General features: G+C 42.0%; 22 protein-coding genes and 1 pseudogene. 11 read left to right on the top strand and 12 right to left on the bottom strand.

Annotation, left to right across the window (positions count from 1 at the left end; genetic code table 11):
* Positions 1-79 precede the first annotated feature (79 nt).
* Genes LNTAR_RS09255 through LNTAR_RS09225 form a run of 7 tightly spaced genes read right to left on the bottom strand, consistent with a single transcriptional unit; the run spans position 80 to position 9,322 of the window.
* Positions 80-1,816 carry a BatA domain-containing protein gene (locus LNTAR_RS09255; RefSeq protein WP_007278424.1) on the bottom strand — a complete coding sequence of 579 codons (1,737 nt, stop codon included), beginning with the start codon at positions 1,814-1,816 and terminating at the stop codon, positions 80-82.
* Positions 1,813-2,676 carry a DUF58 domain-containing protein gene (locus LNTAR_RS09250; protein WP_157473428.1) on the bottom strand — a complete coding sequence of 288 codons (864 nt, stop codon included), beginning with the start codon at positions 2,674-2,676 and terminating at the stop codon, positions 1,813-1,815. The genes LNTAR_RS09255 and LNTAR_RS09250 overlap by 4 nt, the downstream gene beginning before the upstream one ends.
* Before the next feature lie 11 nt (positions 2,677-2,687).
* The gene (locus LNTAR_RS09245; protein WP_007278422.1) at positions 2,688-4,310 is read right to left on the bottom strand and encodes an ABC transporter permease; all 1,623 of its coding nucleotides are present in this window, start codon (positions 4,308-4,310) and stop codon (positions 2,688-2,690) included.
* Positions 4,307-5,266: an ABC transporter ATP-binding protein gene (locus tag LNTAR_RS09240; protein ID WP_007278421.1), complete on the bottom strand. Its 960-nt coding sequence runs from the start codon at positions 5,264-5,266 to the stop codon at positions 4,307-4,309. The genes LNTAR_RS09245 and LNTAR_RS09240 overlap by 4 nt, the downstream gene beginning before the upstream one ends.
* The gene (locus LNTAR_RS09235; protein WP_007278420.1) at positions 5,263-6,933 is read right to left on the bottom strand and encodes a hypothetical protein; all 1,671 of its coding nucleotides are present in this window, start codon (positions 6,931-6,933) and stop codon (positions 5,263-5,265) included. The genes LNTAR_RS09240 and LNTAR_RS09235 overlap by 4 nt, the downstream gene beginning before the upstream one ends.
* Positions 6,933-7,946 carry an AAA family ATPase gene (locus LNTAR_RS09230; RefSeq protein ID WP_007278419.1) on the bottom strand — a complete coding sequence of 338 codons (1,014 nt, stop codon included), beginning with the start codon at positions 7,944-7,946 and terminating at the stop codon, positions 6,933-6,935. Before LNTAR_RS09230 ends, LNTAR_RS09235 begins: the two co-directional genes overlap by 1 nt.
* Positions 7,943-9,322 (bottom strand): hypothetical protein, encoded by a 1,380-nt coding sequence (locus LNTAR_RS09225; RefSeq protein ID WP_007278418.1) that lies wholly within the window; start codon positions 9,320-9,322, stop codon positions 7,943-7,945. Before LNTAR_RS09225 ends, LNTAR_RS09230 begins: the two co-directional genes overlap by 4 nt.
* A 281-nt stretch (positions 9,323-9,603) precedes the next feature.
* Between LNTAR_RS09225 and LNTAR_RS09220 the strand changes: the two genes are divergently transcribed.
* Complete coding sequence (locus LNTAR_RS09220) at positions 9,604-10,041, top strand: hypothetical protein (protein WP_007278417.1); 438 nt, start codon at positions 9,604-9,606, stop codon at positions 10,039-10,041.
* A gap of 287 nt (positions 10,042-10,328) precedes the next feature.
* Here the strand turns inward: LNTAR_RS09220 and LNTAR_RS09215 are convergent, their stop codons facing one another.
* The 3 genes from LNTAR_RS09215 to LNTAR_RS09205 form a co-directional block, all read right to left on the bottom strand.
* Positions 10,329-10,718 (bottom strand): type II toxin-antitoxin system death-on-curing family toxin, encoded by a 390-nt coding sequence (locus LNTAR_RS09215; RefSeq protein ID WP_007278416.1) that lies wholly within the window; start codon positions 10,716-10,718, stop codon positions 10,329-10,331.
* Entirely contained in the window at positions 10,715-10,942 is a 228-nt protein-coding gene (locus tag LNTAR_RS09210; RefSeq protein WP_040914571.1) for an AbrB/MazE/SpoVT family DNA-binding domain-containing protein, read from the bottom strand. Before LNTAR_RS09210 ends, LNTAR_RS09215 begins: the two co-directional genes overlap by 4 nt.
* Positions 10,943-11,042: 100 nt before the next feature.
* Entirely contained in the window at positions 11,043-11,393 is a 351-nt protein-coding gene (locus tag LNTAR_RS09205; RefSeq protein ID WP_007278414.1) for a YchJ family protein, read from the bottom strand.
* Positions 11,394-11,774: 381 nt separating this feature from the next.
* Here LNTAR_RS09205 and creD point away from each other — a divergent pair, with 381 nt between their 5' ends.
* The 8 genes and pseudogenes from creD (at position 11,775) to LNTAR_RS09170 (ending at position 19,571) form a co-directional block, all read left to right on the top strand.
* On the top strand, positions 11,775-13,088 hold the full coding sequence (gene creD, locus LNTAR_RS09200; protein ID WP_157473425.1) for a cell envelope integrity protein CreD: 1,314 nt from the start codon (positions 11,775-11,777) through the stop codon (positions 13,086-13,088).
* Positions 13,085-15,682 (top strand): VIT domain-containing protein, encoded by a 2,598-nt coding sequence (locus LNTAR_RS09195; protein WP_007278412.1) that lies wholly within the window; start codon positions 13,085-13,087, stop codon positions 15,680-15,682. The genes creD and LNTAR_RS09195 overlap by 4 nt, the downstream gene beginning before the upstream one ends.
* Positions 15,679-16,455, top strand: a complete 777-nt coding sequence (locus tag LNTAR_RS25480; RefSeq protein ID WP_007278411.1) for an archaeosortase/exosortase family protein — start codon at positions 15,679-15,681, stop codon at positions 16,453-16,455. Before LNTAR_RS09195 ends, LNTAR_RS25480 begins: the two co-directional genes overlap by 4 nt.
* Positions 16,436-16,945 (top strand): hypothetical protein, encoded by a 510-nt coding sequence (locus LNTAR_RS09185; RefSeq protein WP_007278410.1) that lies wholly within the window; start codon positions 16,436-16,438, stop codon positions 16,943-16,945. The genes LNTAR_RS25480 and LNTAR_RS09185 overlap by 20 nt, the downstream gene beginning before the upstream one ends.
* 195 nt (positions 16,946-17,140) lie before the next feature.
* A pseudogene (locus LNTAR_RS28435) lies at positions 17,141-17,419 on the top strand (response regulator); the annotation flags it as partial.
* Positions 17,420-17,549: 130 nt separating this feature from the next.
* Positions 17,550-17,825 carry a winged helix-turn-helix domain-containing protein gene (locus LNTAR_RS28430; RefSeq protein ID WP_202944942.1) on the top strand — a complete coding sequence of 92 codons (276 nt, stop codon included), beginning with the start codon at positions 17,550-17,552 and terminating at the stop codon, positions 17,823-17,825.
* The gene (gene creC / locus LNTAR_RS09175) at positions 17,822-19,276 is read left to right on the top strand and encodes a two-component system sensor histidine kinase CreC (RefSeq protein ID WP_007278407.1); all 1,455 of its coding nucleotides are present in this window, start codon (positions 17,822-17,824) and stop codon (positions 19,274-19,276) included. The genes LNTAR_RS28430 and creC overlap by 4 nt, the downstream gene beginning before the upstream one ends.
* Before the next feature lies 1 nt (position 19,277).
* Entirely contained in the window at positions 19,278-19,571 is a 294-nt protein-coding gene (locus tag LNTAR_RS09170; protein WP_007278406.1) for a hypothetical protein, read from the top strand.
* On the opposite strand, the gene LNTAR_RS25475 is transcribed toward LNTAR_RS09170, so the two are convergent.
* Positions 19,572-19,889, bottom strand: coding sequence for a helix-turn-helix domain-containing protein (locus LNTAR_RS25475; RefSeq protein WP_007278405.1), 318 nt, complete (start codon positions 19,887-19,889; stop codon positions 19,572-19,574).
* Positions 19,890-19,891: 2 nt separating this feature from the next.
* Positions 19,892-20,272, bottom strand: coding sequence for a type II toxin-antitoxin system RelE/ParE family toxin (locus LNTAR_RS09160; protein ID WP_007278404.1), 381 nt, complete (start codon positions 20,270-20,272; stop codon positions 19,892-19,894).
* 220 nt (positions 20,273-20,492) lie between these two features.
* Between LNTAR_RS09160 and LNTAR_RS09155 the strand changes: the two genes are divergently transcribed.
* Together LNTAR_RS09155 and LNTAR_RS09150 are read left to right on the top strand one after the other, a co-directional pair.
* Positions 20,493-22,754 (top strand): DNA polymerase domain-containing protein, encoded by a 2,262-nt coding sequence (locus tag LNTAR_RS09155; protein ID WP_007278402.1) that lies wholly within the window; start codon positions 20,493-20,495, stop codon positions 22,752-22,754.
* Between the two features lie 314 nt (positions 22,755-23,068).
* On the top strand, positions 23,069-24,514 hold the full coding sequence (locus LNTAR_RS09150; protein WP_007278401.1) for an ISNCY-like element ISLar6 family transposase: 1,446 nt from the start codon (positions 23,069-23,071) through the stop codon (positions 24,512-24,514).
* Positions 24,515-24,611 lie beyond the last annotated feature (97 nt).

Raw genomic sequence — 24,611 nt, 5'->3', positions numbered from 1 at the left:
AATATAAGGGGTCTCAAGAAAAACCAGCTGAACACAAGGATCGCTGGAATAAGGACCAACCATTGAGGACTCAACAAAATCATCTTTTTCCTGCCTTTTGAATCATACCCTGCCGCTTATCAAAAACGTACCACCCATAGATAAGTATTAGAATAAGAAGCAAGATCCAAAAACTCTGTAAAAAACTTCGCTCCTGCCATATGGTGACAATTTCCGCTTTCTCCAGATCTATATCATTTCGACTTTCCGACATAAGAAAATCACCCTCTGCGGCATCGGCATAAAAAACACCCCCTTCCATCATTAGCTTCTGCTTTTCTCCATCCTCAATAAGTATAGAGAAAAAACCACTTTTCTCCGCCGTTCTAAATAGACCCACTCCTGGCTTTGTCACACCACTGACTTTCAACTTTTTCCTCGCTAAAGAATAGTCATAAAACTCATTATCACTCTCAAAATTTTTACGATTATAAGCCAAGTGAAATTCGCGAGCTTTTTGAATGGCCCGATACATGAGAACAATCATTGCAGGGGATTTGATGACAGCTGGATCATTAAGGTTAAAACAACAAATGAACTGTGGCCCTAAAGCCGTCTCTCTCATGAGCAGTAAATCATTTTTACCCGATTTTATCAGTGGATAGAAGCCCTGTGGAATGGCACTCTTGGGTGCAAGAGCGAAGGGAATCCCCTGCCAATTGAGTCCTTCAATCATAGGAGAATTAAAAGCCGTCAAATTTTCTTCTCCCCATTCATAAGGCCCAGGTAGAAAGTAAAAGCCAGCTTGCGTTCCCAGGTCATCAAGCTTACTTAATTGTGCGATGGCAAAATTAGCTGGGGTATCTTTAAAGGAGACTCTGTCAAAACGATTTAAAATCCCCAAGAGCTGTAATTCATTTTTATCATCAAAGCCCTTAATCTCGAGATTCATTTTTTTGCTTAAGGGGCGTGCTGCATACAGACGATTATCAGGAGCGAAACGATCCTCAGGTAAAGACAGGATCATTTTGTCATTTGTAGGCGGAAACTCCCCTCTCAACTGGCGTAACTCTCCTGCCTGGAGTGACACGCTTTGCTCGACAAGTTTTTCATTCCCCGGAATGCCCACAGCCCATTTCACTTGTGCCGCTTGTCGTCCATGATTCTTAATAACGGCTTGCCATTTGCCATTTGCTTGTGCCTGAAAACCAGTAAAGCCTATATTTGGAATAGCTTCGCCAATCAGGTATTGCATCACGTCCTCTGATAAGTCATGTGGCCTATCTGAGCAAAGAATCAGCATGCCTTTATCATCGAGTAAAGAACTGGCCCGTCTTAGGGCGGGCCCTAAATCATGACCACTCCTAGAAGGAGAAAATGACGCCAAAGCTGCTGAAGCCTCTCCCACAAGAGCACCCGAATAAATACTTGCCTCATCAATTGATGAGCTGATGATTTTTATATCAATATATTTAGTTTTTCCCGCTAATTTTGTCAGCTCATTTGCTAAGTCTTTTGAACCTTTCTCCCAAAAAGCTGACATCGAAGCGCTAGCATCTACGACAACTACGACTTTCAAAACCTTTTGTTCTTGTACTTTTCGTAACTGCAAAAGCAGCAGTGTCATGAGTACGGCCACTAACAAGTTCAACCACAGGAGTTTTGAGTTGCGGAGCTTCTCTAAACGACTTCCAGCTTTCTTTTCTATTTTTTCACTATTAAGCAAAAATAGCGTACTTACACGTCGTTTTTTTGACTTCCGTTGCAGCATGTGAATATAAATGATAATGGGAATACTTAACAAAGCTAATAAACCTAGGGGATTGAGCCAATTCATACACAAAGCTCCACAGATGCATTAGCCAAAGGCTGACCTTCGAATTGCCGACTTAAACTCGTGTTGCTCAAAAAGCACTCCATTCCGGCTGCATTTTTTCGGCTCATTTCACGCCAAAGCTGAAAATGCTGCTCATAAGCTCTATGATAATCTTGGAGGCATTCTTCATCGATAAATGCGGGTTTTAGGCCACCTTGCTCTACATCAATAAAGTCAATATCCCCATTCCAATCCGGAGCAAATTCTTCTAGATCTCCGGGAGCATAAATCAAGAGACGGTTGCCACCTCGTTGGAGTGACTTGAACACTTCTATGGGATCCTGGGGATAAAGAAGATCAGAAATGAGGAGCGTGAGGGAACCGCGGCGCAATTCTACTTTCTCCAAGGAATCACTTAAGTTGGGGCTCTGCCCCTCAAATGGAAGCATTCCGGATTCACATTCCTCCCTGCTATACATTCTAGTTTGATCACCCTGCAAGCCCCACACTTTATACGATGCACCATGTTTCTCACAGCTTTTCATCGCAAAACCCAATAACAATTGACTTAGAAATAATTTATCCGCGCTAAGAATCATTGAATTAGAAAGATCTATCAGTATATCCACTACAGGGCTAACTTCCTCTTCATACAGCTTAATGATATAATCACCACTTCGTGCATAAGCCTGCCAGTTAATATGCCTCGGATCATCCCCAAATTGATATTCGCGGTGTTCGCGAAAGTCTATCGAGTTACCTGCTGACTTCCCCCGCATATTGCCACCTTGCCCACTCCAATTCCGCTTTTTAAAAGGCAAACTAAAGCGTTCGCTTAAAACATGCGCCGCCTCAGCTATGGCAGCGAGATTCTCTTTCATTGGGTAAATCATTAAGCTTCTTCGACAAGGACTTGATCGTTCTCTTGATTCGATTCTTTCTTTTTAGCACTCAATTGAAAGAATTTCTGGGCTGATTCAGAAGACATAAAATGCAAAGCCAAAAGACTTAAGAATAACTGTAAATGTATTATCGAAGCCAGTGCCATACCTTCCACGCCCTTATTATCCAACATGACCGGGAAGAGTTCAATTGGAAAGAGCGCAGGAAAATCTTCCCAACGACGGATAAGCACCGATTTTAAAATCATCGTTATAGTTCCTACTATAACTAAGCCTGCGGTAGCCATCACGACATGTATTGTATTGAGCTTCTCTTTTTTCCAGCGAGAAATTTGTATCGCTAAACCATAGGAGATCATAATATTGGCATAAAAAATATAGCAAATGGTAAAAATTTCATAGGCATCATTGTGTAAAACATTATCCAAGGAATCATTGAAAGCTATCCCCAAAAAGAGTAAGAAAGGTACGAAACCAATGACAAAAAAATTGTTGACTCTAGAACAAACTTCTTTTTGCGCGAGCTGTAGCTGCACAAGATAACACAAGGTCACTATCAAAGGCACAACAATGAGCATGCCTTTCTCTCTGCCGCCAAGATCATCATTAGCAATTTCAAGAATCATCAATAAAACTGAAATCAACACCGCAAAATTAAACCAATTAAAGTAGGCATAACGATTGGGTGCCACCAAAAGTCCTATACGAGAATATTTTTTAACAGGTACATAGCTACTACGAAAATTGGCATCGCCGCTAAACACGCCCTCAAGAGCCGACATTAAAAAGCAAAACATTACGGGAAACAGTGGTAATACGCTATCACAAAAGTATCTGCAGATAAGATAAATCAATAAAACCGCAAAACAGTTCATCCTCTTTAAAAATAAATTATTCTCGGAGTTTGGTGCCACTTGGCTCATACCAAGAGAAAGCACCTGATAAATTACAAAGGGCATCATTAGAATAAATGTCGCAAAATCCATCCAATTGACTCCCCCTCCTCCTCCAAAACGCATGAAAGCGGTAAAGCCTCCCAAGCCAGTAGTAGAACCAAAGACAAAGACAATAAACAGTATTAAAATACGAGCTCGATGAGACCGAGGATTTCGAACGGAGAAAGCACTGGTACTTACACTCAAAGCAGTTCCCAAGGCCGAAATTAAAACGATGGATACAAAAGTACTACACTCAATCAAGAGGTTGACACCACCGGCAAAATAACGCAGAACAACATAGGGTAAAATAGTACACGCAATCATTAAGGTCTGTAACATGTGGGAATAGAACTTGCCCAAAATAATCCGCCTTGCGGACAAACGGCTTAGGTAAAGCATCTCAAGGGTTTTTAGCTTAACTTCTGAGTTAATACTTTCGATCGCCAGTAGGGGTTGAAAAATAACAAAGGGAATCGCAATGGCTCCCCAGAAAATAGCCGTAAACTCTTCACTGCGATTAGAAGAACCTCCTTCGGAGCCTACAATTGCCATCGTTGCTACAACCATAACAATTTGTGTGATAATAAAAATACCAATAAAGGCTTTTGCCCTCATGCCTTGGACTAGTTCCTTATACAAGATGGGATTAGGGTTTTTGATCATCTCTCTTATCATGGTGTCAACAGCTCCTTATCTTCAGCTTGATTCAGCAAGTCCACAAAGGCTGATTCAAGTGTTTTTTCCTCTCGGTTAAATTCTATGACCTGAAGTCCTTCATTGATCATTCGTTTTAATGTCTCAGCAACAAGTTCATCTGAACCTTCATCAAAAATGAGCCGCCCCCCCTTGTTATTTAAATCTAAGAGGCGGACACCCGGGTTCATTTCAACCCATTCCTCCAGTACCTTAGAATCATTTAAAACCTTCACTTTGATGCAAACTCCCTCCTTGGCTCCTCGCTTCAGTTCTTCGGCTCCCCCATGATGCAAGACCTGACCTTGCTCCAAAAAAATCATTGTATCGCATATCTCGGAGAGCTCCGATAAAATATGTGAAGAAATGAAAATCGTTTTCCCCTCTTCCGCTAAAATTCGGATAAGGCTCTTAAGCTCCATTCGGGCTTTAGGATCCAAACCCGCAGCAGGCTCATCCATGAGTAAGACTTCTGGGTCATGCAATAAGGCTCGCCCTAGGCATACTCGCTGCCCCTGCCCTTTGGAGAGCTTATCAATAAAACGATCTTTCAGATCCGTCACTCCAGTAAAATCCATCACTTCCTGAATGCGGTTAAGCCTTTCTTGATCCCGATAATCAAAAGCTCTAGCAAAAAAATCTAGGTACTCATAAATTGTCATATTTTGATAGCGCCCAAATTCATCAGGCACCCAACCAATCTTAGATCGAACGGCATTGGGATCATCTATGGCATCTTCCCCGCATATATGTACCTCTCCAGCATCAGGAGTCTCAAGGGTGGCAATCATACGCATGGTCGTCGTCTTCCCTGCACCATTCGCACCAATAAACCCCACGACTTGTCCGCGCTGAATATCGAACGATACATCTTTGACTGCTTCCAATTTCCCAAAGCTTCGCTTGAGACCTCGCACAGAAATCATCACTTGACTCATTGCGTCACCTCCTTTAGGATCCCAGCGGCATAGACCCTGTGTTCCTGCCAATCAATTGAATTATGCGTCGGTATATCAAATTCGCCTGCTTCACTAAGGACGGCAAGAAAGCCGAAGGACTCATTTTTCATCAAACTCTGTAATTTCTCTATAACTTCACTATCATCAATGACACTGATTTCTTTAGCCGTCACCGCTTCTCCAGGGACTAGATTCTCAGCCATCCAGATTTTATTATCCGCATTTTTGACGTAGATTTTTTTGATGGTTGACTGAAACGAAGAACGTAATTGGATCTTATCACCAGCTATGAGTTCCACTGCGGCCTGTGTAGATTTGACATGCCGTATATCTACAAAGCGTCTCGTTCGGCTATTGAAAAGATCTCCGCCAACACTTGTGTCATTAAAAACTATTTTTGCTTTCATTGGGTAACTACTATCATCCCAGCGTTCACGAGTCAGTGAATAAGCATCGATAAGTAAATCGTTCTGAATATCAAAATTTTTGCTAGTCATAATACCCGTTCTAGAAACCTGTGACTGATAAATACTGCATCGCTTCAACTCTGGACATAAGTATAACAAAGTACTTTTTACACCCGTGCCTCCAAATCCATCGCTCAATATGATAACAATGAAAAAGACAATACTCGCTCCCAGAGAAATCAAGGGGGTCGTCACCAAAAGCTTTAAACGATTCTTCTTGGTAAAGACAAGGAAATTGACCGGAATAAGTAAAACGAGAAACACAATAAGTAGGATGGTGAAAAAAATAAAACTTGCCTTCGGCTCTGAAATCTCTTTGACAAAATTCTTTTTTTCTAAATTAAAAAAATTCTCTGCCAATCGACGCTTCCCACTTTTCAAGGAGTCCGGTCTTTTCCCCTTATCCAAAAAGCGTACCGCTCCTAAGCCTGGAGTTTCTTGCTTATGAAAATAGCTCTGAGATTTGATACGAGCTAAGTCGTTGGCCGGGTCAACCAAAATCAAAAAACCACCACTCACTACCCAATCCCGCAAAGCTGATTTTATTTCTTCCTGCAGCGACTGAAATTCTGCGGCAGTCATCATAATTTCACTTATACCTGAGTAAGATTGCCAATTAACGCTCAAATTCTGAATCTCAAAATACGTATACTCGTAATCGAGCATATAAGCTCTTGATCCAGATGACTGGCTCTTTTTTCCTTTGCGTTCTTTTTCTGAATATAATTGAATTTTTTTATAGGCCTTCTGAGTACACATTTTACCCGACGTCATTTGCTCACCAAAAGGTCGAATATTAGAAAAAACATCAACCCCCGGACCACTAATTTTAAAGGATGGCGAGTAAAATGTATGGTAGTCATCCATGTTATTATAAGGGAGATTTAAAGTGAAAGTTCGTACGGCATTAGACTCTACAGTAAAACTCGTATTGAACTCAGAGTCCGCAATATTCCCCCACCCATCATAAGCTTTAAAACCCCAACTAAGTGTTTCATCCGTCTTATTACTGATCTTAACTTGCATCGGGACACGCGCCCCAGGACGATCTAATGAGGCGGATTGAAAAAGTGTTCGATAAGAAATTTGTATTCCCGATCCTATTTCAGTGCTATAGGTCTGAAAGCCCTGACCAAAGACATAAGAGCTTAGACAAAAGAAAAGGACTAAAAAACGCATTAACTTTCTTCCTTCACTGTTGCCGGTACTGGCTTATCTATAATTTTGAGCTCCGCCAAAAGCCCTTTGACAATTGAATCTGAAGTCTGACCCGCAATTCTAGCCCGATAATCCAGGATAATTCTATGCCTCAAGACCGGCAAAGCTAAATCGCGTACATCTTCGAAACCAGTATGAACCCGTCCCTGAATCAAGGCCCTTGCTTTACACGCCGCTGCGAGGGCTATCGCCGCTCTTGGTCCGGCGCCAAACTTAATGTGTTCACTGAGCTCCGACTGTCCTGCTTGAGTCGAATTAACCAACTGGGCAATCATTTGCGCCACCTGTTGAGGAATATGAACTTTTTTCACCAAGGAAATCATCTTTTGTAGTTCATCACGACTTAATACTTGCTCAACTTTGGGGCTTTCTCCAAGCTCACGAGATAAGACAATGCGTTCTAGAACATCCGCCGGTGCATGATGGACATCCAATTTAAACAAAAACCGGTCAAGCTGAGCCTCTGGCAAAGCGTAAGTCCCTTCAAGTTCAATTGGATTCTGAGTCGCCAAAACAAAAAAGGGATCGGGCAGCTCATGACTCTGCCCCGCTACAGTGACACTCTTTTCTTGCATAGCCTCCAACATCGCTGATTGCGTTTTAGGTGACGCTCGGTTAATCTCATCCGCAAGAATCAAATTTCCGAAAATAGGTCCTGCTTGAAAGACAAATTCTTTTTCCCCATCTCTTTCCTGAATCAGTGGGTTCCCACTAATGTCCCCAGGCAATAAGTCCGGAGTAAACTGAATACGTTTAAAATCTAAGCCCAAGGCCTTCGACAAACCTTTAATGAGTTCCGTTTTACCCAAGCCCGGCAAGCCCTCTAATAATAGGTGGCCTCTTGCAAAGAGCCCCGTACACACCAAGTCCACCAACTCTTCTTGACCAAATAAAACCTGATTCAAACAAGTCTTTAATTTATTTGCGGTCTCCGCAACATATGCAGCTTCTTCACTCTTTAAAAATTCACTCATGGTTTGATACTCCTCAACAGTTTTTGTTCCTCTGGTAATAAATGTTCTTTCCACACGGCTTCACCACCTTGGCCCGTATGCTTTGTGCCATCACTTAGCTGGCCAGATTTATACTTATTTTTATCTAGTTCGTGCTCAGCTTTACTTGTTCCTAGTAGAGTTGAACCTTCCATTGCACTTTGCTCTCCTTGAACAAGCTCAATTTCAGTATTGTGCTTATCAGACTCTCTATCTCGAAAAATTTCTCCTCCGGGACCTCCTCCACGACTGACTCCAGCTCCGCCGTTAAGAAGAGCAAGGCCTGCACTACATCCACCGTTTTCACATTGACCTTCTCCCTCACCTTCTCCCTTTTCACATCCTTTGCCACCACACTTTTTACACTTACCCTGCTTCTCCAAACGCTTTAAACACTCTTCTAGGTCTTTCTCATCTAGGGCTCCATTGCTTCTTGCATAATCACCCGGCTTAAGCTTTTTTAATTTTTCCATGAGCTCAGGTCTCATCTTCAGTAACTGGGCCGCCATCTGACTCATGTTTTTCTGCCAATCAGCATCTATTTCTTTCAATTTATCCTGTAATTTCTGTCGCATTTCATCACTCAGCTCCAAATTTCCAGCATCCATTTCCGTCATTAAGTCTTTGAGTGCCTCCATCTCTTGAAGCATTTGAGCCGCTTCATCCATCTTATCGCCATGTTCATCATGTGCCGCATTTAGTGTGTCTAATAGAGAATTGGAGGCCTCGAGGTTACTTTGCGAAAACCAGTCTTTTTTATCTTGTTTTTGAAGTTCTTCGAGTTTCTTTTTAAACTCATCTACTTGCTTTTTGTCCAGACTGTCATCTTCACTCATTTCTTCCAAGCGCTGTTCTAGCTCAGTCCACGCAATCGGCTTTTGTACTTTTACGGGAAGAGCTTCCGCTTTTAATGGCACCCAATACAAGGCCACTACTAGTAGAAGCCCAAACAAGAAAAAAGAACTATTACGCTTCCATTCAAGAATGAAATTTCCCGGTAAACGATCGGGAAGTTCAGGCCAAGATTGATCTCCTTGATAGGCTTTAAGAAGGCGACAATTATAATGATACTTCTCATCATAACGAACAATAATTTCTTCTTCTCGAAAAAACTTTTTATGGGCTTTTTGATAACTATACAGCAATGAAAAAATCAACAGTCCCAGTAAGGCTCCTTCAATTAAAAAAGGTGATTCACTCAGCAAGTCTGCACGATAGGTTCTCACGAAAACATTTATTGCCGTAAGCACTATGAGGCACCCTAAAAATAAGGGCTCAAAACTTTGTAAAAACCACCCAAGATTAACTTGGCGACGTAGTTTGCGAAAATAATTTTTCCATTGCTCTTCCGGACTCATCCTCAGCTCTCCTGCAATTTGTTTGAATATTTCAATCTCATACTCAATAAGGCAATGTGCAAAAGCTGATCATTGCTTTTCACTTCTTTTTCTCACAATCTTCACAGAAGCAAGGCTTATGTGATTCATTGTTATTCAATTAAGAATTTTTATCGATGACTTGGGATAAACTCGTAACGATTAGAGGAGACATCTGAGAACTTTTTTTCCCGTATCGTGAAAGAAAGCCTTTCTTTGCTGCGATTTAGTTTGTAAGATTAAACAAAATACGGGATTCACACATGAAAAAATTTATTATCTTACTGATTATTTTTGGACTCACTTTTAACCTCAGTGCCGGGAAAAAAGGCGGCGGCAAAAAGGGTGGCAGCAGTAAAAAATCGAGCGTAAGCACTAAATCGACCAATAGCAAAAAATCTTCTTCGAAAGAAAAATCGAGCAAAGAAAAAACTACTAAAGAGAAGTCCTCTGAAAAAACGACAAACGAAAAAGCTACGAAAGAAAAGAATTGCGAAAAAACCGATAAGCAAACAATTGTTAAAGAAGCTAAAAACATGACTGGCCAAGAAAAAATGGCCACTGCTCAAACAGGTATAAAAGACAAAGACGGCCGAGATCGCCTCACTAAGGAAGAACGTCGTGAACGCTGGCTCGAAAATAAAGAAGAACGTCGTGAGGAAAAACTCGAAGCTAAAACCGACGACTCACTAGGTAAATAATATTAAGACATACACAATTGATTAATACTTTCCACTCTAAAATCACCTGATAGGCAGAAATTTTTCCCTAATTCTAGACAACTTAACATCTTGGAACCATTTGATCAAAAAAGGATGATAAACTCCGCGTCTTGGCGTCTCGGCGAGAAATACTAATCTCTGAAAATGCTGCGAAGAGGCATAAAGCAAAACCCTAAAATTAACTCAACCATCCTATTTGAGTCGCTGATCTTCAACTAAATAAGCTCATTCTACAATTGTAGTGGTAGAATCATAATTCTTGATCGTCAGTTTATTTCTTGAGTATTCTCGCTAAGCCATGCTGAAAAAACGTCGTCTGAAATCTTGCTAGAGGCTAATTCCATAAACACCGTATAGACATCTTCATCACTAGCGCTTAAGTAAAAATTATTGGACTCTAAAAAATATTCGCAGAGAACTAAAGCAACGCGTTTATTCCCATCAACAAATGGATGGTTTTTACAAAAACCAATTGCATAAACGGCTGCTAATTGCGGGATAGTGGGAGTCTCGTACAAAAAAAGGTTTTTAGCCTTATTTAACGCTGATAGAAACATCCCTTTATCACGAATTCCAGGTAAACCACCATGCTCAAGCAATTGTTCTTGATGAATGTATAAAACTAAGCGTTCACTTAACCACTTTGGCTCAATCATTCACCAAGCTTCTTAAGGACGTTACGACGCTTTTTCATAATTTTGTCTGCCAAATCCATTTCTTGTCCAAAGTCTGGGTCATAGGGACTGAGCTCGATTCCGTTTTGCGTTTCAATCAAAAAGAGTTCATCACCATTTTCTACACGAAGGCGCTGCAAAACTTCTTTAGGGAAGACCATACCTGTAGAGTTCCCTACTTTTCTTAATTTCAAACTTGTCGTCATTTATAAACCTCTCATGTTATTACATAAATAATAACACAAAACATCTGAGATTGCAAATGCTTCATTTTAAATCCTTTGCGATGATCGCAAACGATCTAGTTCACTCGATTATCGAGTGGTAGAGCCATTGAGGGCCCATTTTTTTGAAATGTGATTTTTCGCGATGTTCAAAAATTTGGCCTTCATTTGCGTAAGTCGCAAGGAATTCAACTTCGCCCTCAGAATCCTGCTTTTCGCCTTTGTTTTTAGAAAGAACTTTGAGTTCTAACCATTGGCAAGCCTGAAAAGTTTCCAGTATCTCCTGACGATCATTGGGGCCAGATAAATTCTGATGCTGAGTTCGCAAGAGGTAATCCACATTTTGTTTTACAAAGGCACAGTAACGTGAACGCATCAATTGTTCCGCCGTTTCCGGAAAAACTCCGCCGTGATAAACCCCACAACAATTCATATACTCTTTCTTCGATCCGCAGGGACACATAATTCTCTCTCATTTAATTGTAGATAGCTTATTAAGCAATGATTTTGATTTTAAGATAGTAGAAGAATTATATTTACACTACTGAGAACACTGAGTTCACGGAGAATTAGTGAGGACTCTGTAAGGTCGATTAAGAACTGATATTCATCCCAGCCCTAAGTCCTACTTACAGATTTATAATTCAGCTTTCTAAGCTTAACTCTGTGTTCTCGGTGCATTCTGTGGTAATCCTCTCCTCTTATAGAACTATGAAATTTCCTCGAGTTTTCACAGACTTCACATACGATTCACATCAATTTCATATTTCTCCCTTTTAGTAATCCTAAGCTAACAACAATGAGAGAGAAAGCCATGAGTGATGAATACAAGTACACAAGTCCTATCCCCAAAATCTTAAATTTCTTAAAAGATTCATTAATGCTAAAAATTGCGATGATCGCAATCATTATTTCACTGCTCACCATTCCCAAATCACTTATTTTGGAGCTCATTGCTGAGCGTGAACAACGCAGTGCAGAAGTCCTCAACCAGATCCACCAGAAATGGGGCGGGTCACAAAACATCTATGGTCCCATCTTATCGATTCCTTTCAATTCAGATACGGGCCCTAAACTCATTCACCTTCATCCCGAAGAACTCAATATTCAGGGACAACTCAAGCCAGAAGAACGCAAAAAGTCTATCTTCAAAACTATTGTCTACAAAGGAGAAATGAATTACGATTTTTCTTTTGATTTGCGATCTTTAAAAGACTTGCCCACAAGCAAGAACTTAGATTATGAAAAAGCGATTCTCAGTTTTGGCATCAGTGACCTCAAGGGGCTGAGCCGAAGCATCACACTCGAGGTCGGCAAAGAAAAAATAAACGCTCTTCAAGGCATCCCCATCAGTAATGGCTTGTCTTCGGGTTTTCATTTCCCCATTCAAATGGATTCCGAGCAAGTCTTATTAAGCATGTCAACTAAGCTGCAATTTAATGGGAGCCAAGAAATCAGCTTGAGTCCAAGTGGCCGCAAAACACTCGTGCAACTCCAATCATCATGGCCCCACCCCGGTTTTGAAGGCAAGTACCTTCCTGACACTTACCAAATCAATGATACAGGTTTTAATGCTCAATGGGAAGTCCACGATCTTCAACGCACTTTTGTCAGCTCTTGGTTTGACCAAGAACAAAGTCCGAGTTCAGAACTTTGCAGTGTGCGACTCATTCAATTTAATGGGAGTTATAGTCAGGTTCACCGCCTAGTCAAATATACCCTACTCTTCTTATGCTTTACTTTTGCCGCCATCTTCATTTGCGAACGTCTCGGCCAAATCAATATTCATCCTTTGCAATATATCCTCGTGGGTTTTGCCTCGATGATGTTCTACTTACTTTTACTCTCCGTTTCAGAGCACCTCGGTTTTAATCTGGCTTATTTAATTGCCTCACTCATTTCCACCTTAATGATTAGTCTCTACTCCTTAAGCTTGCTCAAAAGCTGGAAAAATGCTCTCAGTATCACGCTCACGACTGGAGGACTCTATGCCTATCTCTTTGGGACGATTCAACTGGAAGATTATGCACTGCTCATGGGAAGTCTAGGCCTAATTATTACCCTCGGCATTGTCATGTACTTCACAAGGGATCTCAATTCCTATAAAGCTGTGGAGGTCGAAGCATGAAAAATTCACAAACATTAAGTCCTGAAGCCCAGGAAAGACTCGAGCAATTTATTGAGTCCCACGAACTCTGCCGCAACCAAGAGCGCAAAGATGAATTGCGCAACATTATCTATGATTTACTTGTGGGTTGGGAATCTGAGATCACACTCAACAATTTGGAAATCGCGTTAGAGAAAGTTCAGCGTCCCAAAGCCCTAAGCTTAGACATCAAATCCGGTGAGCTCAAGTACGCGGAACAAAAAGCTGCATTAAACACGGTCGGTTCAAATGACTTCAGTTCTGGCACGACTTTTTACTACATGTTCTTTACCATTTTACTTCCCTTTGCAGCCATCATCATAGAATTGCTCTACCGTCCATTTACCCAAAGTTTTTTTGATCCCCTTCCCGACTTTCTTCACCTCATTTTATGCGCCTTTCCACCATTCAGTAATTTAATCACCTATTTCCAACTAAAGCGTAATAAAGTCTACAATCCAAAAATACTTCTTCTCCAAAACGCCGCTATTGCCGCCTCATTTTATTACTGCCTTTATTTTGCTCCACTCTCACCCCTGAGTGCACTCGGCATTCTGCTTATGGGCGCTGGTTTCCTCAGCCTTTCCCCGCTCTTTGGCTTCTCGGGTGTCTTCTGTTTGCGCAAACGTTATTACCTGGCCCATGAAATCAAAGCATCTCGTTTCAAGCATTCATTTACGGCCGTCATTATCCTTTTCTCATTATTAATTCTCAATAAAATGCCAAGTGCTCTGACTGAGTACGGAATTAGTCAATACCTAAAAGGCAGTGATCCGAGATCAAAGGCCGTGGCTGCTTCATTCATTCGTTCTTGGGGTTCGAGCCAACACATTCTCAAAAAATCTCAACGTGGCTTTGGTTCTGGTACGGCTGCGGTCGGAGATCTCCCTATCAATAATCACGTTCCTCATAAAAAACTCAACCAACTCTATTTTCGAGTCACGGGGAAAATTCCCCATAAAATCACTACTCATTCCATCTTTGACTCAGAACTTAACCGTAACTCGCGTCGTCGTTGGACGTGGGACTCCGATATCGGTGACCAAGAAATTGGAGATAAGCAGGAAGACCTCCTACTTGTCAGTTCACAATTCGATAGTAAACTCGATGCCGATCCAGCTATTGCCTATAGCGAATGGGTCATGCAATTTGAAAACAGTCATCAATTTCAAAATCGCGAAGCTCGCATGAAAATCCTCCTTCCCGACCAAGCTGTCGTCAGTCGCCTCACCCTTTGGGTGAATGGCGAAGAGCGCGAAGCCGCCTTTGCCAAAACTTCCAAAGTTAAAAGTGCTTACAAGAATATTGTTCGTCAAAATCGTGACCCCGTGCTCGTGACTTGGAGTGCAAAAAACCGTATCTTCGTTCAATGCTTCCCAGTACTTCCACAAAAACGTATGAAAATTCGTATTGGTATAAGCAGCCCCATGCCTTTGAGTCAAGACAAAAGCAAGGCTTACTTTTATCCTCCACAAATCCTCGCTTCCAACTACTACCGAAGTCCTAGTTTAAAACATGATATTTGGCTTGAATCTAAACAAAAATTTGCGAAACCCGCACTCAAAAGCTTAAAAATTGAGCTGTCCGCGACAAGTCATTCACTACGTGGATCGCTGCTTCATCAAGATATGACTCAAAGCTTTCGTGCTGAATTGCCTCGCACCGATCTCAATGAGTTCTGGGGCCGAGACCTCCATGATGAGCAAAAATTAATCACCTCAAAAATTCGCTATGGCTCACCTTTTAAACGTCAAAAATTCTTCGTGCTCATTGATGGCTCGACCAGCTTAGCCAAAGAAAAACAAGCTCTGGCACCCACGCTTAAAAAACTTATTACGAACCCCAATTTCCAAATCTATATTGCCTCAGATGAACTCATTAAAGTCAATCGCTACTCAGATTTCGACGATTATAGTTTCGAGGGAGGCTACGATAATTTGCATGCGCTCAATCAGCTTATCGAACTCACCGATCAGGAAAGCTCCATTATCTGGCTCCACGGGCCGCAACCCTATGAACTCAGCTCAAGTAGCAAACTGAATCAATACCAAAAACGTCGGGGCCTTGTGCCCATTCGCAATTTCCAATTCAATGAAGGCGCCAATAAAGTGATTCAAGAAATCAAAAGCTCACCGCATTACTCTAATTTAGCGGCGAGTAATCGCGCTGAACTCATTGCCCTCTTTGAATTAATGCTCAACCCGAGTGAATGGCCTGTGTTTGAGCGCCAATTTATCGATGCCGAGTCTTACCCAAAAACAGCGCCCCAAGCGAACTCTCACCTCTGCCGACTCATGGTTTCAGATGAAGTTAATCAGTCCTATTTTTCAGATCGCAGTGACCATGATGAAATGGCGAATAAAGCCGCCCTCTACCAACTCGTCACCCCTCTTTCTGGCGCCGTTGTATTAGAAACTCAAGCGCAATACGATGCTGCAGGCCTCGAGGCGGTGGATCCAAGTACTGTCCCCACTGTGCCTGAACCCGAAACTTGGGCGCTCATTATTATCCTCAGCCTACTTCTCCTCTATTATCACTTTAAGAACAAGCAAAAATTGGAGCCCTCTCGCGCATGAAGTACTCACACGCCATCGGCCTTTGCCTGCTCGCCAATTGGCCGAGTTTAGCGTGGTTATTCTATCGTTTCAAAGAAAGCGATGGTCACTGCCTCTTTGCCTTAGCCATCTTAATCCTTTTCATCTCAAAAGAAAAAAAACTAGAGATAGTTACCGCTCACCAAGTCAAATGGAGTCTGATTTTAAACTTTCTCGCTCTCATCACCCTGTTCTCTGGCTTACCACCAATTGCCTTAGCTTTCATTCTCATCATCAACCTTAACTTATTCATTTCTTTGAGCTTTCAAAAAGCTTGGTTTTGGCCATCCTTTTCTCTTTTAGTTTTAAGCCTGCCCATCATGTCGAGTTTACAGTTCTTCTTTGGTTACCCCCTGCGCTTATTGGCCACACAAGCCTCTGCAATCTTACTGAAAGTTGGTGGTATTAATGTCTATGCACACGGCACTGTTTTGGAATGGCAAGGTCGTCAAACCGTGGTCGATGCCCCCTGTAGTGGAATCAATATGTTATGGGCGGGCTTATTGTTGATCAGTATCATTGCCCTTTACGAAAAACTCAGCACGCTGCAGTTCTTTAAGTTTTTTACCATGGGTTTCGGCGTCATATTTCTCGCCAATGTTATTCGTAATACCACCCTGTTTTATTTGGAAAACACTCCTTTGCAATTGCCCGAATTTACTCATAATGCGGTGGGTTTGTTCGTTTTTGCCCTCTTTGCTTTCAGCTTATTACTCATTCAAAAAAGGATCTCAAATGCAAAAGCTCTATCTTAGTGCGACGATCTTTATTGCACTGCTCAGTGTATTGCATAAGCCTGCACCCGCAATCTCGGTAGAAAATGTCACTTGGCCCCAAGAACTCGAAGGAAAAAAACTGCAGCCCTTAGCCATGGGCGAGCAGGAAAAAGTCTTTCTCAAACATTTCCCTGGGAAAGTCGCGCGCTTTCACGATGGAGAAAATGAATACATCCTACGTCAAGTCACTCGCCCCAGCCGGAAGTTTCATTCTGCCTCGGTCTGCCTCAAATCTAATGGCGCAAAAATCAGCTTCCTTCCCCTTTTCAAAGATTCTCGCTCTCGACTTTGGTCACAATTTAATGCGGAGTGGAAGGGCAAACACTTGCTCGTATCTGAAATCATTATTGACCAAGATCATAAAACAATTAGCGATGCTTCCTCTTGGTATTGGAAAGCCTTATTCAAACAAACCCGTGGGCCCTGGCTCTCGATCACGAAAATCCAAAAAAATAAGGAGGGGGAATAAAGGTGGGGGAGTCATGCAAGTTCACGAGAGGAATCCTTCCCCTCGAGCTCCCCTAGCAAGGATTTGCCAATCCTTGACCAGGCGGACGGGAGATTTCGGAATAAAAATATGCAAAGCACTCATTAAGTTCAAGTAACTTGAACTTGGTAATTTTTTTTAAACCAGTATTTTTTCTAAACTAGGAGGCCCCCCATTATGCCAAAAATTCTCATTGTTGAAGATGAACCATCCATTGCCGATAATATTCGCATGGCACTCGACCTCGAAGGCTTTCAACACCGTTGGGCCTCCACACTCGCTCAAGCTGATGAGTACTTAGCCGAAAATACGATTAACCTCATCATTCTCGACATTGGCCTACCAGATGGAAATGGCTTTGATTTTTGTCGTAAATTGCGCGCATCGCAAAATATCCCCGTCATCATGCTCACTGCTCGTTCTGACGAAGTCGACCGCATTGTCGGTCTCGAGATCGGTGCCGATGATTATGTCACCAAGCCCTTTAGTCCTCGTGAACTCTCCGCTCGAATCAAGAGTGTTTTGCGCAGAACGCAAAATTCATTCGAAATCGAGAGCCCCAAGCAAGCCGAAGGAAAATTAAAGGTTGATTCAAATACTTTCTCAGCTTCTTACGAAGACCAAAAAGCTCACTTTATCCGCTCACGAATTTCATTTAATCGAAGCTCTTGCATCTCAGCCTGGTCGTGTTTTCAGCCGTCGTCAATTATTAGAACGTGCTTGGCAAGACCCCAACTCCGCCATGGAACGCACTGTCGATGCCCACGTCAAAAGCCTGCGTGCCAAACTCAAAAAAACCATTGGCAAAGACCTCATCATCACCCACCGTGGCTTCGGTTACTCGCTTGAGGATCCTGAATGACTCGCCTCACCATAAAGCAACGAATCATTCTTACTTTTGGCGTCATTTCTGCCCTAGCTATCTACCTCTTCACCGACTCTCTGAATAGTGATTCTCGACGTCATTATTTAGAAGCAAGCGAGGAGCTCATGTATGATCAGGTTTTTACCCTGCGCGCACTCATTTATGTGTCACGCAATGAAGATGACCCCATGGCCATACAAAAAATCTCTCAAGTATTTGAGCAACATTCTCTCACTCCAAATCATACCCCCAAGGCTCAAATCTATGCCATCGAAAAATGGGGGAGCGATACCCAGATCTACCTCACTGATAAGGACGGGATGATTCTTTACCATAGTGGCTCACCCAAGGAAAAAGGCGTATCCTATAATCACTGGCGCAATGTCACTTTAGCTCTTGCTGGAGATTATGGCGCCCGCTCGACGCGCTCAGACAAAGACGACCCCTCCACTTCAGTGCTTCACGTCAGTCTTCCTGTCTATGATGAAAATCAAACAATTGCTGGCACGATCACCTACGTTAAACCCGTCAAACGCCTGAGCCTCTACCTCAATCTGGCTCGCAAAAAAATTGTCCGCACCGCCTTTCTCACTCTTGCTCTTTTAATCCTCTTATGCTTTTACTTTACCCGACGCATTGTTAGCCCCATTGAGAGCCTCACTGATTACGCCGAAGAAATCGGCAATGGCCAACGTCCCCTCCTACCTTCCACTCCCTATGGTGAAATTAAAATCCTTGCCAACACCATGGAAGAAATGCTCAAAAAACTCGATGGTACCGCCTATGTGGAAAGCTATATGCAAACGCTCAGCCATGAGCTCAAGAGTCCTCTTGCCGCCATGCATGGTGCCCTCGAACTTCTTGACGAGGCCACGCCCGAACAAGCGGCTCAACTCTGTACAAACCTGCGTAAAGAAACGACTCGCATGAATAAAATGATAGAGAACATACTCTTTTTGAGCCGTCTCGAAAATCATGCTCAAAACATGGAAATGAATAATTTGGACCTTTGTGCTTTAGCTCAACATATCCTTAGGGAAAGTCGAGAGCGTTATCCTCAGCATCAATTTCGCTACCGCAACACCATTTCTAAAGCACCTGTTGCCGCTAATGAATTTTTACTGCAAGTCGCCCTCAATAACCTTATCAAAAATGCGGTCGAATTTTCTCCCGAACAAAGTATCATCGAGATCAGCGCCACCAAAAATGCCCACCAATTCGAACTCACTATAACCGACTCGGGACAAGGCATCCCCGATTATGCGATAGATAAAATTTTTGATCGCTTCTACTCTCTACCACGCCCCAATAATGGGCGTAAAAGCTCAGGCCTCGGTCTCGCCATCGTGCGTGAAATTATCACCTATCATCATGGTCAAATCTCCATACACTCCAATGGTGAGAACCAAGGTACTCAAATACGAATTGCGCTCCCCATCAGTCGTTAACATGAAAAAATCACTGCTCGCCACCTTCTTTATTTCACTATTCATTTCCTGTGCCAGAACTAAACCAGTAGCCCAAAAATCTGAAGTTAAAGTCATACTGCCCGAGCAACTCAAACCCCAAGAAACCTGCCCCTACAAAGGCACGCCCATTGATCCTTTTAAATTTGTGGAATACAAGGGTCAGAGAATTTACGTCTGCTGCCAACCCTGTTTAAAATTAGTCGAGAAGAACCCCCAAGAAGCCATTGATCGACTGAAATCCCTCTACGGCGAAAAGCTTCAAGAAGTAAAATGACTACTTAATAGCTTCCATACCTTCTTTTTCTAAAACCTTAAGAAAACGACAAGCTACTTTTTCTGGCTGACTCTCCCCCCGTTCCCATTTGCTCACTGTACCAGATGTAACGCCCACTACATTGGCAAATACTTGTTGTGAAACACGAAGACTTTTCCTAAGCTGAATGATTTTGCTTGGGGTGAATTTTACAGGCTCTGGGATTTTCACATCGCGTGCAGTGAGTTTCATCATTTTCTCATAATCACTTTGAGGCACAAGACCTAAATCATATAGAGCTTGCGTTTCTACCATAGCTTCTTTTGCTATCCGACTCATTTTTAATTATCCTTTTTAATTTCAAATAAAACTTTGGCCTTCATCGCCTTGCTCAACTGTTCTTCATCTAACTGAAAATATTGTTTGGCTCTTTGTATCAAAATTGCTTTTTCTTTACTACTTATATTTTCGCTTTCATTCTTGTTGAAGACATGCAACACAAAGAAACGATCTCCATGCTTGAAGGCTACGATCAACCGAGATCCACTCGACTTCCCTTTATTTGTACTATTCGAGATTCTCTTTTTATAAAGGTTTCCACCAAGATTTGCTTCAAAACTTCCTAAGACCACTTCTTCCGCTGCCGCGATTATGTTTGCATTCCTTACATTCTTTTCTTTATCAAGCCACTTTTTTACTGATTTAGTTAAAATTACCCTCACAACAAATCTCCAATACCATTAGCTGATCATTAAAACTATAGTCTTATTAACTATAGTTTACAAATATAAAACTTTATTGCAGCTCCCTCACAGCTGAATAAATACCTTGCTAGCTAACACTTTGTCAGATTTCTTCAGCAAATAGGATCTGCTCTCTTTTCTGTATTGACCAAAGTGCGAGTGAAGAGTAAGCTTCTTGATTAACCCTCAATGAGTCCATATGTCCAGCCCTGCCTACATCATCCACAGCTTCTCTCGCTTCCACAAAGGGCGTTGTATGATCTACTTGATTGGAAAATTGCAAAATGGTGAAAGTTTTGGCCTCATTGATTCGCGCTTCTCACCTTTTTTTCACATTCGTTCGAGTGACTTAGAAAAAGTGCGGCCACTCATCTCTGGGACTCAATTTCATTTAAAAGAATCTTCACGCCGTTGCATGGATGATGAAGCCAGTTGGCGCATTGCATCGCCTGACAAACGCCGATTAGACGAGCTGGCACACAAACTCAAAAAGCAAAAGATTCGTACGTATGAGGCCGATATCAAAGTTGATCTTCAGTACCTCATGGAACAAGGGGTTCGCAGTAGCTGCCAGATCTCAGGAACTTGGACTAAAGGTCATGGTGTTGACCGCATTTATACAAACCCTCAACTCAATCCCTCAGACGCCAAGCTAACTCTTAGCACTGTTATTCTTGACCTTATCTTTAATGACAAAATCCTTACAGCGTATTCATTATCTCATCTAGATCAGTCCGATGAAAAACGACATGATGCAAGTGAAGATGAATATACTCTACTCATAAATTTCAAAGCATCACTGCTACAGATAGATCCCGATGTTATCTGTGCCTGGGAGGTTCAAGAAAAAGTCTTTCTACCACTTCAAGAGCGCTTTAAATTCCATGGCATAAGTTTTGATTTAGGGCGGAGTCGCAAGGGTCAATGGTTTCTCGATCGTCAGTACCGTGGACGTGAACTCAGCGTCATTCAAGGACGTCAGTTACTCGATATCAAGGAACTCATGAACCATACTTGGGAACGTTACGAAGAGCCCACTCCCGAGTGCATCATTCCGGAAGTTTTAAATGAAGACTTTCCTTCACCGCAAGCCTACCATAGTGCTCAACGAGCACATCTTTTAGCCCAATTAGTAAAGACGAAAAATCTCGTCGACTTGAGTTTAAGACGAAGCTTACTCACTGGACTCAGCCTTGAGCGCTGTTGGGGAAGTATTGCGAGTTTCGAGTACCTCTATATCATGGAACTCCATAAAAAAAATTACCTCGCCCCCACGCTGGGAGTGGATCGCTCACTACGTGATTCCCACCCTGGTGGCTTAGTGATGAAACCCCATGCGGGAATTCATAAAAATATTTTTGTCTTTGATTTCAAGAGTCTCTACCCCTCGATTATTCGTAGCTTTAATATCGACCCTTTAGCTTATGCTCAAGCACAAAAAATCCTAAAAAATGAAGGTCCATCCGATTGCCTGATCCGCTTACCCAACGGAGTCAGCTTTCAACGTCAACACTCCATTTTGCCTCAAACTCTAGAGCGCTTTTTTGCGAGTCGCCAAGCAGCTAAAGATGATGGCGACGAACTGGCATCTTTTGTTTGTAAGATCCTCATGAACTCCTTCTTTGGGGTCTTGGGAACTTCAGGGTGCCGCTTTGCTCAAGGGCCCGTTGTTTCATCTGTTTCTCAGACGAGTCACTACTTATTGCGTTGGGTTCGGAGTTTACTCGAAGACATGAATCATAAGGTGCTCTACGGCGATACGGATTCACTCTTTGTTGATTTAGGCATAAGCCAAGAACTCAGTTTCGATGAAGCTCAAAAAATTGGCAGTGACTTGCATCATCAAATCAACCAAAAACTTGCTCAGCACCTCAAAAATGATTTTGGCATCGAGTCTTGTCTCGACTTAGAATTTGAGAAGTTTTACCCGACTTTTTTTCAGCCCTCCATGAGAGGAGACGATAGCAAAGGACGAGCAAAAAGTTATGCCGCACTCAAATCCACCCCGAAAGGAAATGAATTAGAAATTGTGGGACTCGAAGCCGTGCGCAGGGATTGGACAGAACTCGCTCGTCAGCTACAAAGTGATTTACTCGAGAAGATTTTTAATCAAGAAAGTGCCGACTCAATCGAAACATTTATCCAAGAACTGATAAATGATTTGAATCAAGGGTCTCTCGACCATTTACTGACTTATAGAAAGAGGTTAACAAAGCCACTTGAGTCCTACACACGCACTACCCCGCCCCATGTAAAAGCCGCACGTTTACTGAAAACTAGCCCGCGTATTGTCTTCTATCTCATGACGCAGGAAGGTCCTCAACCGCAATCACAGATCACTTCAACCATTGACTATCAGCACTACATCGACAAGCAAATTAGCCCCATTGTCAAAACACTCTCTCAGCATTATGATTTTTCGTGGAAAGCCGCCGTCCTCAATCAGCAAGATCTATTTTAATAAAAAACTCTCTTTCTATATTGAAGTAAGACGATAAGTTTCATGTGGCAGTTAGCAGATCTTTCATTTCATTCGCTGCAGCACTTAAGGTTCGTAGTCACGATTTATCGTGTGAATAAAAAAGTTATCCACAGGTTCACAAGATTAACTCAGATAAAAAACTTAGCTTCTTGGCGCCTTAGCGAGATGCACTCCGACAGTTCATTCAAGAGGCTCATAAATAATAGCTTTAAAATGTATTTATTTGTAAAAAATTCCGCCTAAAATGCTATATTGTAGTTTTTTACAAAAACAAATAGCAGGCGGAATTCATCATGAACGATACTCTTTTTTCCGAATATTTCATCGGGGAACTACAACAAACGGCAGGAATTTTAAGCGGTCCGCTGAAGATTGCGGGGGAAATCATACTTCTTCCTGAATTTGAAGGGATCCGAAAAGCGATTGAGAGTGATCAATTCCAGTTGAGTATGGATAGGGCCGCTACTAAAAATCGCGAATTTAAAAATGGCAATACCAAAAAGCATCCACCAGCGGAATTAGTGGTTGCCTTGTTCATAGCCCGTCACTTTTATAATAATTGTTACGGGGAACGCGGCTATAGCATGTTATGTGAGAACAGTTCATTACATCAATTTATCGGGCGCCTAGGCATCGGGAAGTTCCCTTCACGCAATACGATTCATGAACAGATTTCTGCACTTTCTGAACATACCCTTACACTTTTTCATCAAGCTATTTTGAACTGTGTCAAAGCATGTGACTTAGATGATTTCTCAGCAGTAATCATTGATTCCACAGCCATCAAAGCCGATTCGTCCTGGCCGGTTGATAGTGCATTACTGAAGAACCTTAGTTGTAAAGTTATGAAAAATATTCAGAAAGTACATGATAAGCTCCCTTGCCTTGAACGTAGAGGAATCCCTCTCAAACGTCTACAGAATTACTGTGATGATATGAGTAAATTGGATTTTGTGATTTCGATGTTTAAAGGGAAGAAAGGAGCCAAGAAAATGAGGTATAAGTCTTATACACAAGAACTTTTGCCGAGGTGTCGAAAATTTATAACACGCCTGGAAAAGGTTCTACCTAAAATCAAACAGCACTGTAGCAGTATAAAGTCCTCGATGCTTGATGAAGATTTTTCTCGCTTTATTGATAAAGTTTTGATGGTTGAGCACCGCTTTAAGATGGCTCCTGAGGACTACGATGCCAAGACGGCAAGAAAAATTTACAGTATGAGTGATGACGACGCTGCCTTTATCAAAAAAGGCGGTCGTGAAACAGTTTTTGGTTATCGTCCAAACTTTGCTTTTAGTGCCAATGGTTTTCTGACTTCTTTCATTTTGGAATCTGGAAATACCAGTGACAGTAAAGTCTTTGCAGATTGCCTTGTGGAAAATAAAAAAATGACTGGAGAATCCGCTATGATGGTCAGTGTTGATGATGGATATAGCTCTGCAACGAATTTGGATTACGCCATAGAACAGGGAGTGGAATTAGTCAGTATCAGCGGTTCAAAGGGCAAGAAGCTTCTGGGAGAAGAAATTTATGAAAGTGAAAACTATCAGCTGGCGAGAAACATCCGCTCAATCTCTGAAGCGGGGATTTCAAAGATGAAGAACTATCACAATCTTGAGAGGTTTACCGTTTGTGGCTTAAAGAGAGTTCGACAGGAAACGCTCATAAGCACTATAGGGTTCAACTTGGAGAGACTCTACCAGTTATTATCTCAAATCGAACTTCAAGTTGCTGCGTAGAATGTCGGAGTGCATCTAGCGAGAGCAAATTTTTAATTTACATGGACCAAGAGTACTCAGAAATCATTGGGATATATTTTAAAAAAATGTGGTTTAT

The organism is Lentisphaera araneosa HTCC2155 (assembly GCF_000170755.1).
GTDB lineage: Bacteria > Verrucomicrobiota > Lentisphaeria > Lentisphaerales > Lentisphaeraceae > Lentisphaera > Lentisphaera araneosa.
Note: the sequence above shows the minus strand (reverse complement) of the source record. Positions and strands in the feature narration are given on the sequence as shown.

Excerpts from the sequence above, each read along its gene's own strand:
- LNTAR_RS25475 (WP_007278405.1), bottom strand. The coding sequence starts at position 19,889 with ATGAGTCGGATAGCAAAAGAAGCTATGGTAGAAACGCAAGCTCTATAT.
- LNTAR_RS09215 (WP_007278416.1), bottom strand. The coding sequence starts at position 10,718 with ATGATTGAGCCAAAGTGGTTAAGTGAACGCTTAGTTTTATACATTCAT.
- LNTAR_RS09205 (WP_007278414.1), bottom strand. The coding sequence starts at position 11,393 with ATGAATTGTTGTGGGGTTTATCACGGCGGAGTTTTTCCGGAAACGGCG.
- LNTAR_RS09250 (WP_157473428.1), bottom strand. The coding sequence starts at position 2,676 with ATGAAAGAGAATCTCGCTGCCATAGCTGAGGCGGCGCATGTTTTAAGC.
- LNTAR_RS09185 (WP_007278410.1), top strand. The coding sequence starts at position 16,436 with ATGCAAAAGCTCTATCTTAGTGCGACGATCTTTATTGCACTGCTCAGT.
- LNTAR_RS09245 (WP_007278422.1), bottom strand. The coding sequence starts at position 4,310 with ATGATAAGAGAGATGATCAAAAACCCTAATCCCATCTTGTATAAGGAA.
- LNTAR_RS09170 (WP_007278406.1), top strand. The coding sequence starts at position 19,278 with ATGAAAAAATCACTGCTCGCCACCTTCTTTATTTCACTATTCATTTCC.
- creC (WP_007278407.1), top strand. The coding sequence starts at position 17,822 with ATGACTCGCCTCACCATAAAGCAACGAATCATTCTTACTTTTGGCGTC.
- LNTAR_RS09225 (WP_007278418.1), bottom strand. The coding sequence starts at position 9,322 with ATGAGTCCGGAAGAGCAATGGAAAAATTATTTTCGCAAACTACGTCGC.
- LNTAR_RS09155 (WP_007278402.1), top strand. The coding sequence starts at position 20,493 with ATGTCCAGCCCTGCCTACATCATCCACAGCTTCTCTCGCTTCCACAAA.
- LNTAR_RS09230 (WP_007278419.1), bottom strand. The coding sequence starts at position 7,946 with ATGAGTGAATTTTTAAAGAGTGAAGAAGCTGCATATGTTGCGGAGACC.
- LNTAR_RS09195 (WP_007278412.1), top strand. The coding sequence starts at position 13,085 with ATGAAAAATTCACAAACATTAAGTCCTGAAGCCCAGGAAAGACTCGAG.
- LNTAR_RS09210 (WP_040914571.1), bottom strand. The coding sequence starts at position 10,942 with ATGACGACAAGTTTGAAATTAAGAAAAGTAGGGAACTCTACAGGTATG.
- LNTAR_RS25480 (WP_007278411.1), top strand. The coding sequence starts at position 15,679 with ATGAAGTACTCACACGCCATCGGCCTTTGCCTGCTCGCCAATTGGCCG.
- LNTAR_RS09235 (WP_007278420.1), bottom strand. The coding sequence starts at position 6,933 with ATGCGTTTTTTAGTCCTTTTCTTTTGTCTAAGCTCTTATGTCTTTGGT.
- LNTAR_RS09220 (WP_007278417.1), top strand. The coding sequence starts at position 9,604 with ATGAAAAAATTTATTATCTTACTGATTATTTTTGGACTCACTTTTAAC.
- LNTAR_RS09255 (WP_007278424.1), bottom strand. The coding sequence starts at position 1,816 with ATGAATTGGCTCAATCCCCTAGGTTTATTAGCTTTGTTAAGTATTCCC.
- LNTAR_RS09150 (WP_007278401.1), top strand. The coding sequence starts at position 23,069 with ATGAACGATACTCTTTTTTCCGAATATTTCATCGGGGAACTACAACAA.
- creD (WP_157473425.1), top strand. The coding sequence starts at position 11,775 with ATGAGTGATGAATACAAGTACACAAGTCCTATCCCCAAAATCTTAAAT.
- LNTAR_RS09240 (WP_007278421.1), bottom strand. The coding sequence starts at position 5,266 with ATGAGTCAAGTGATGATTTCTGTGCGAGGTCTCAAGCGAAGCTTTGGG.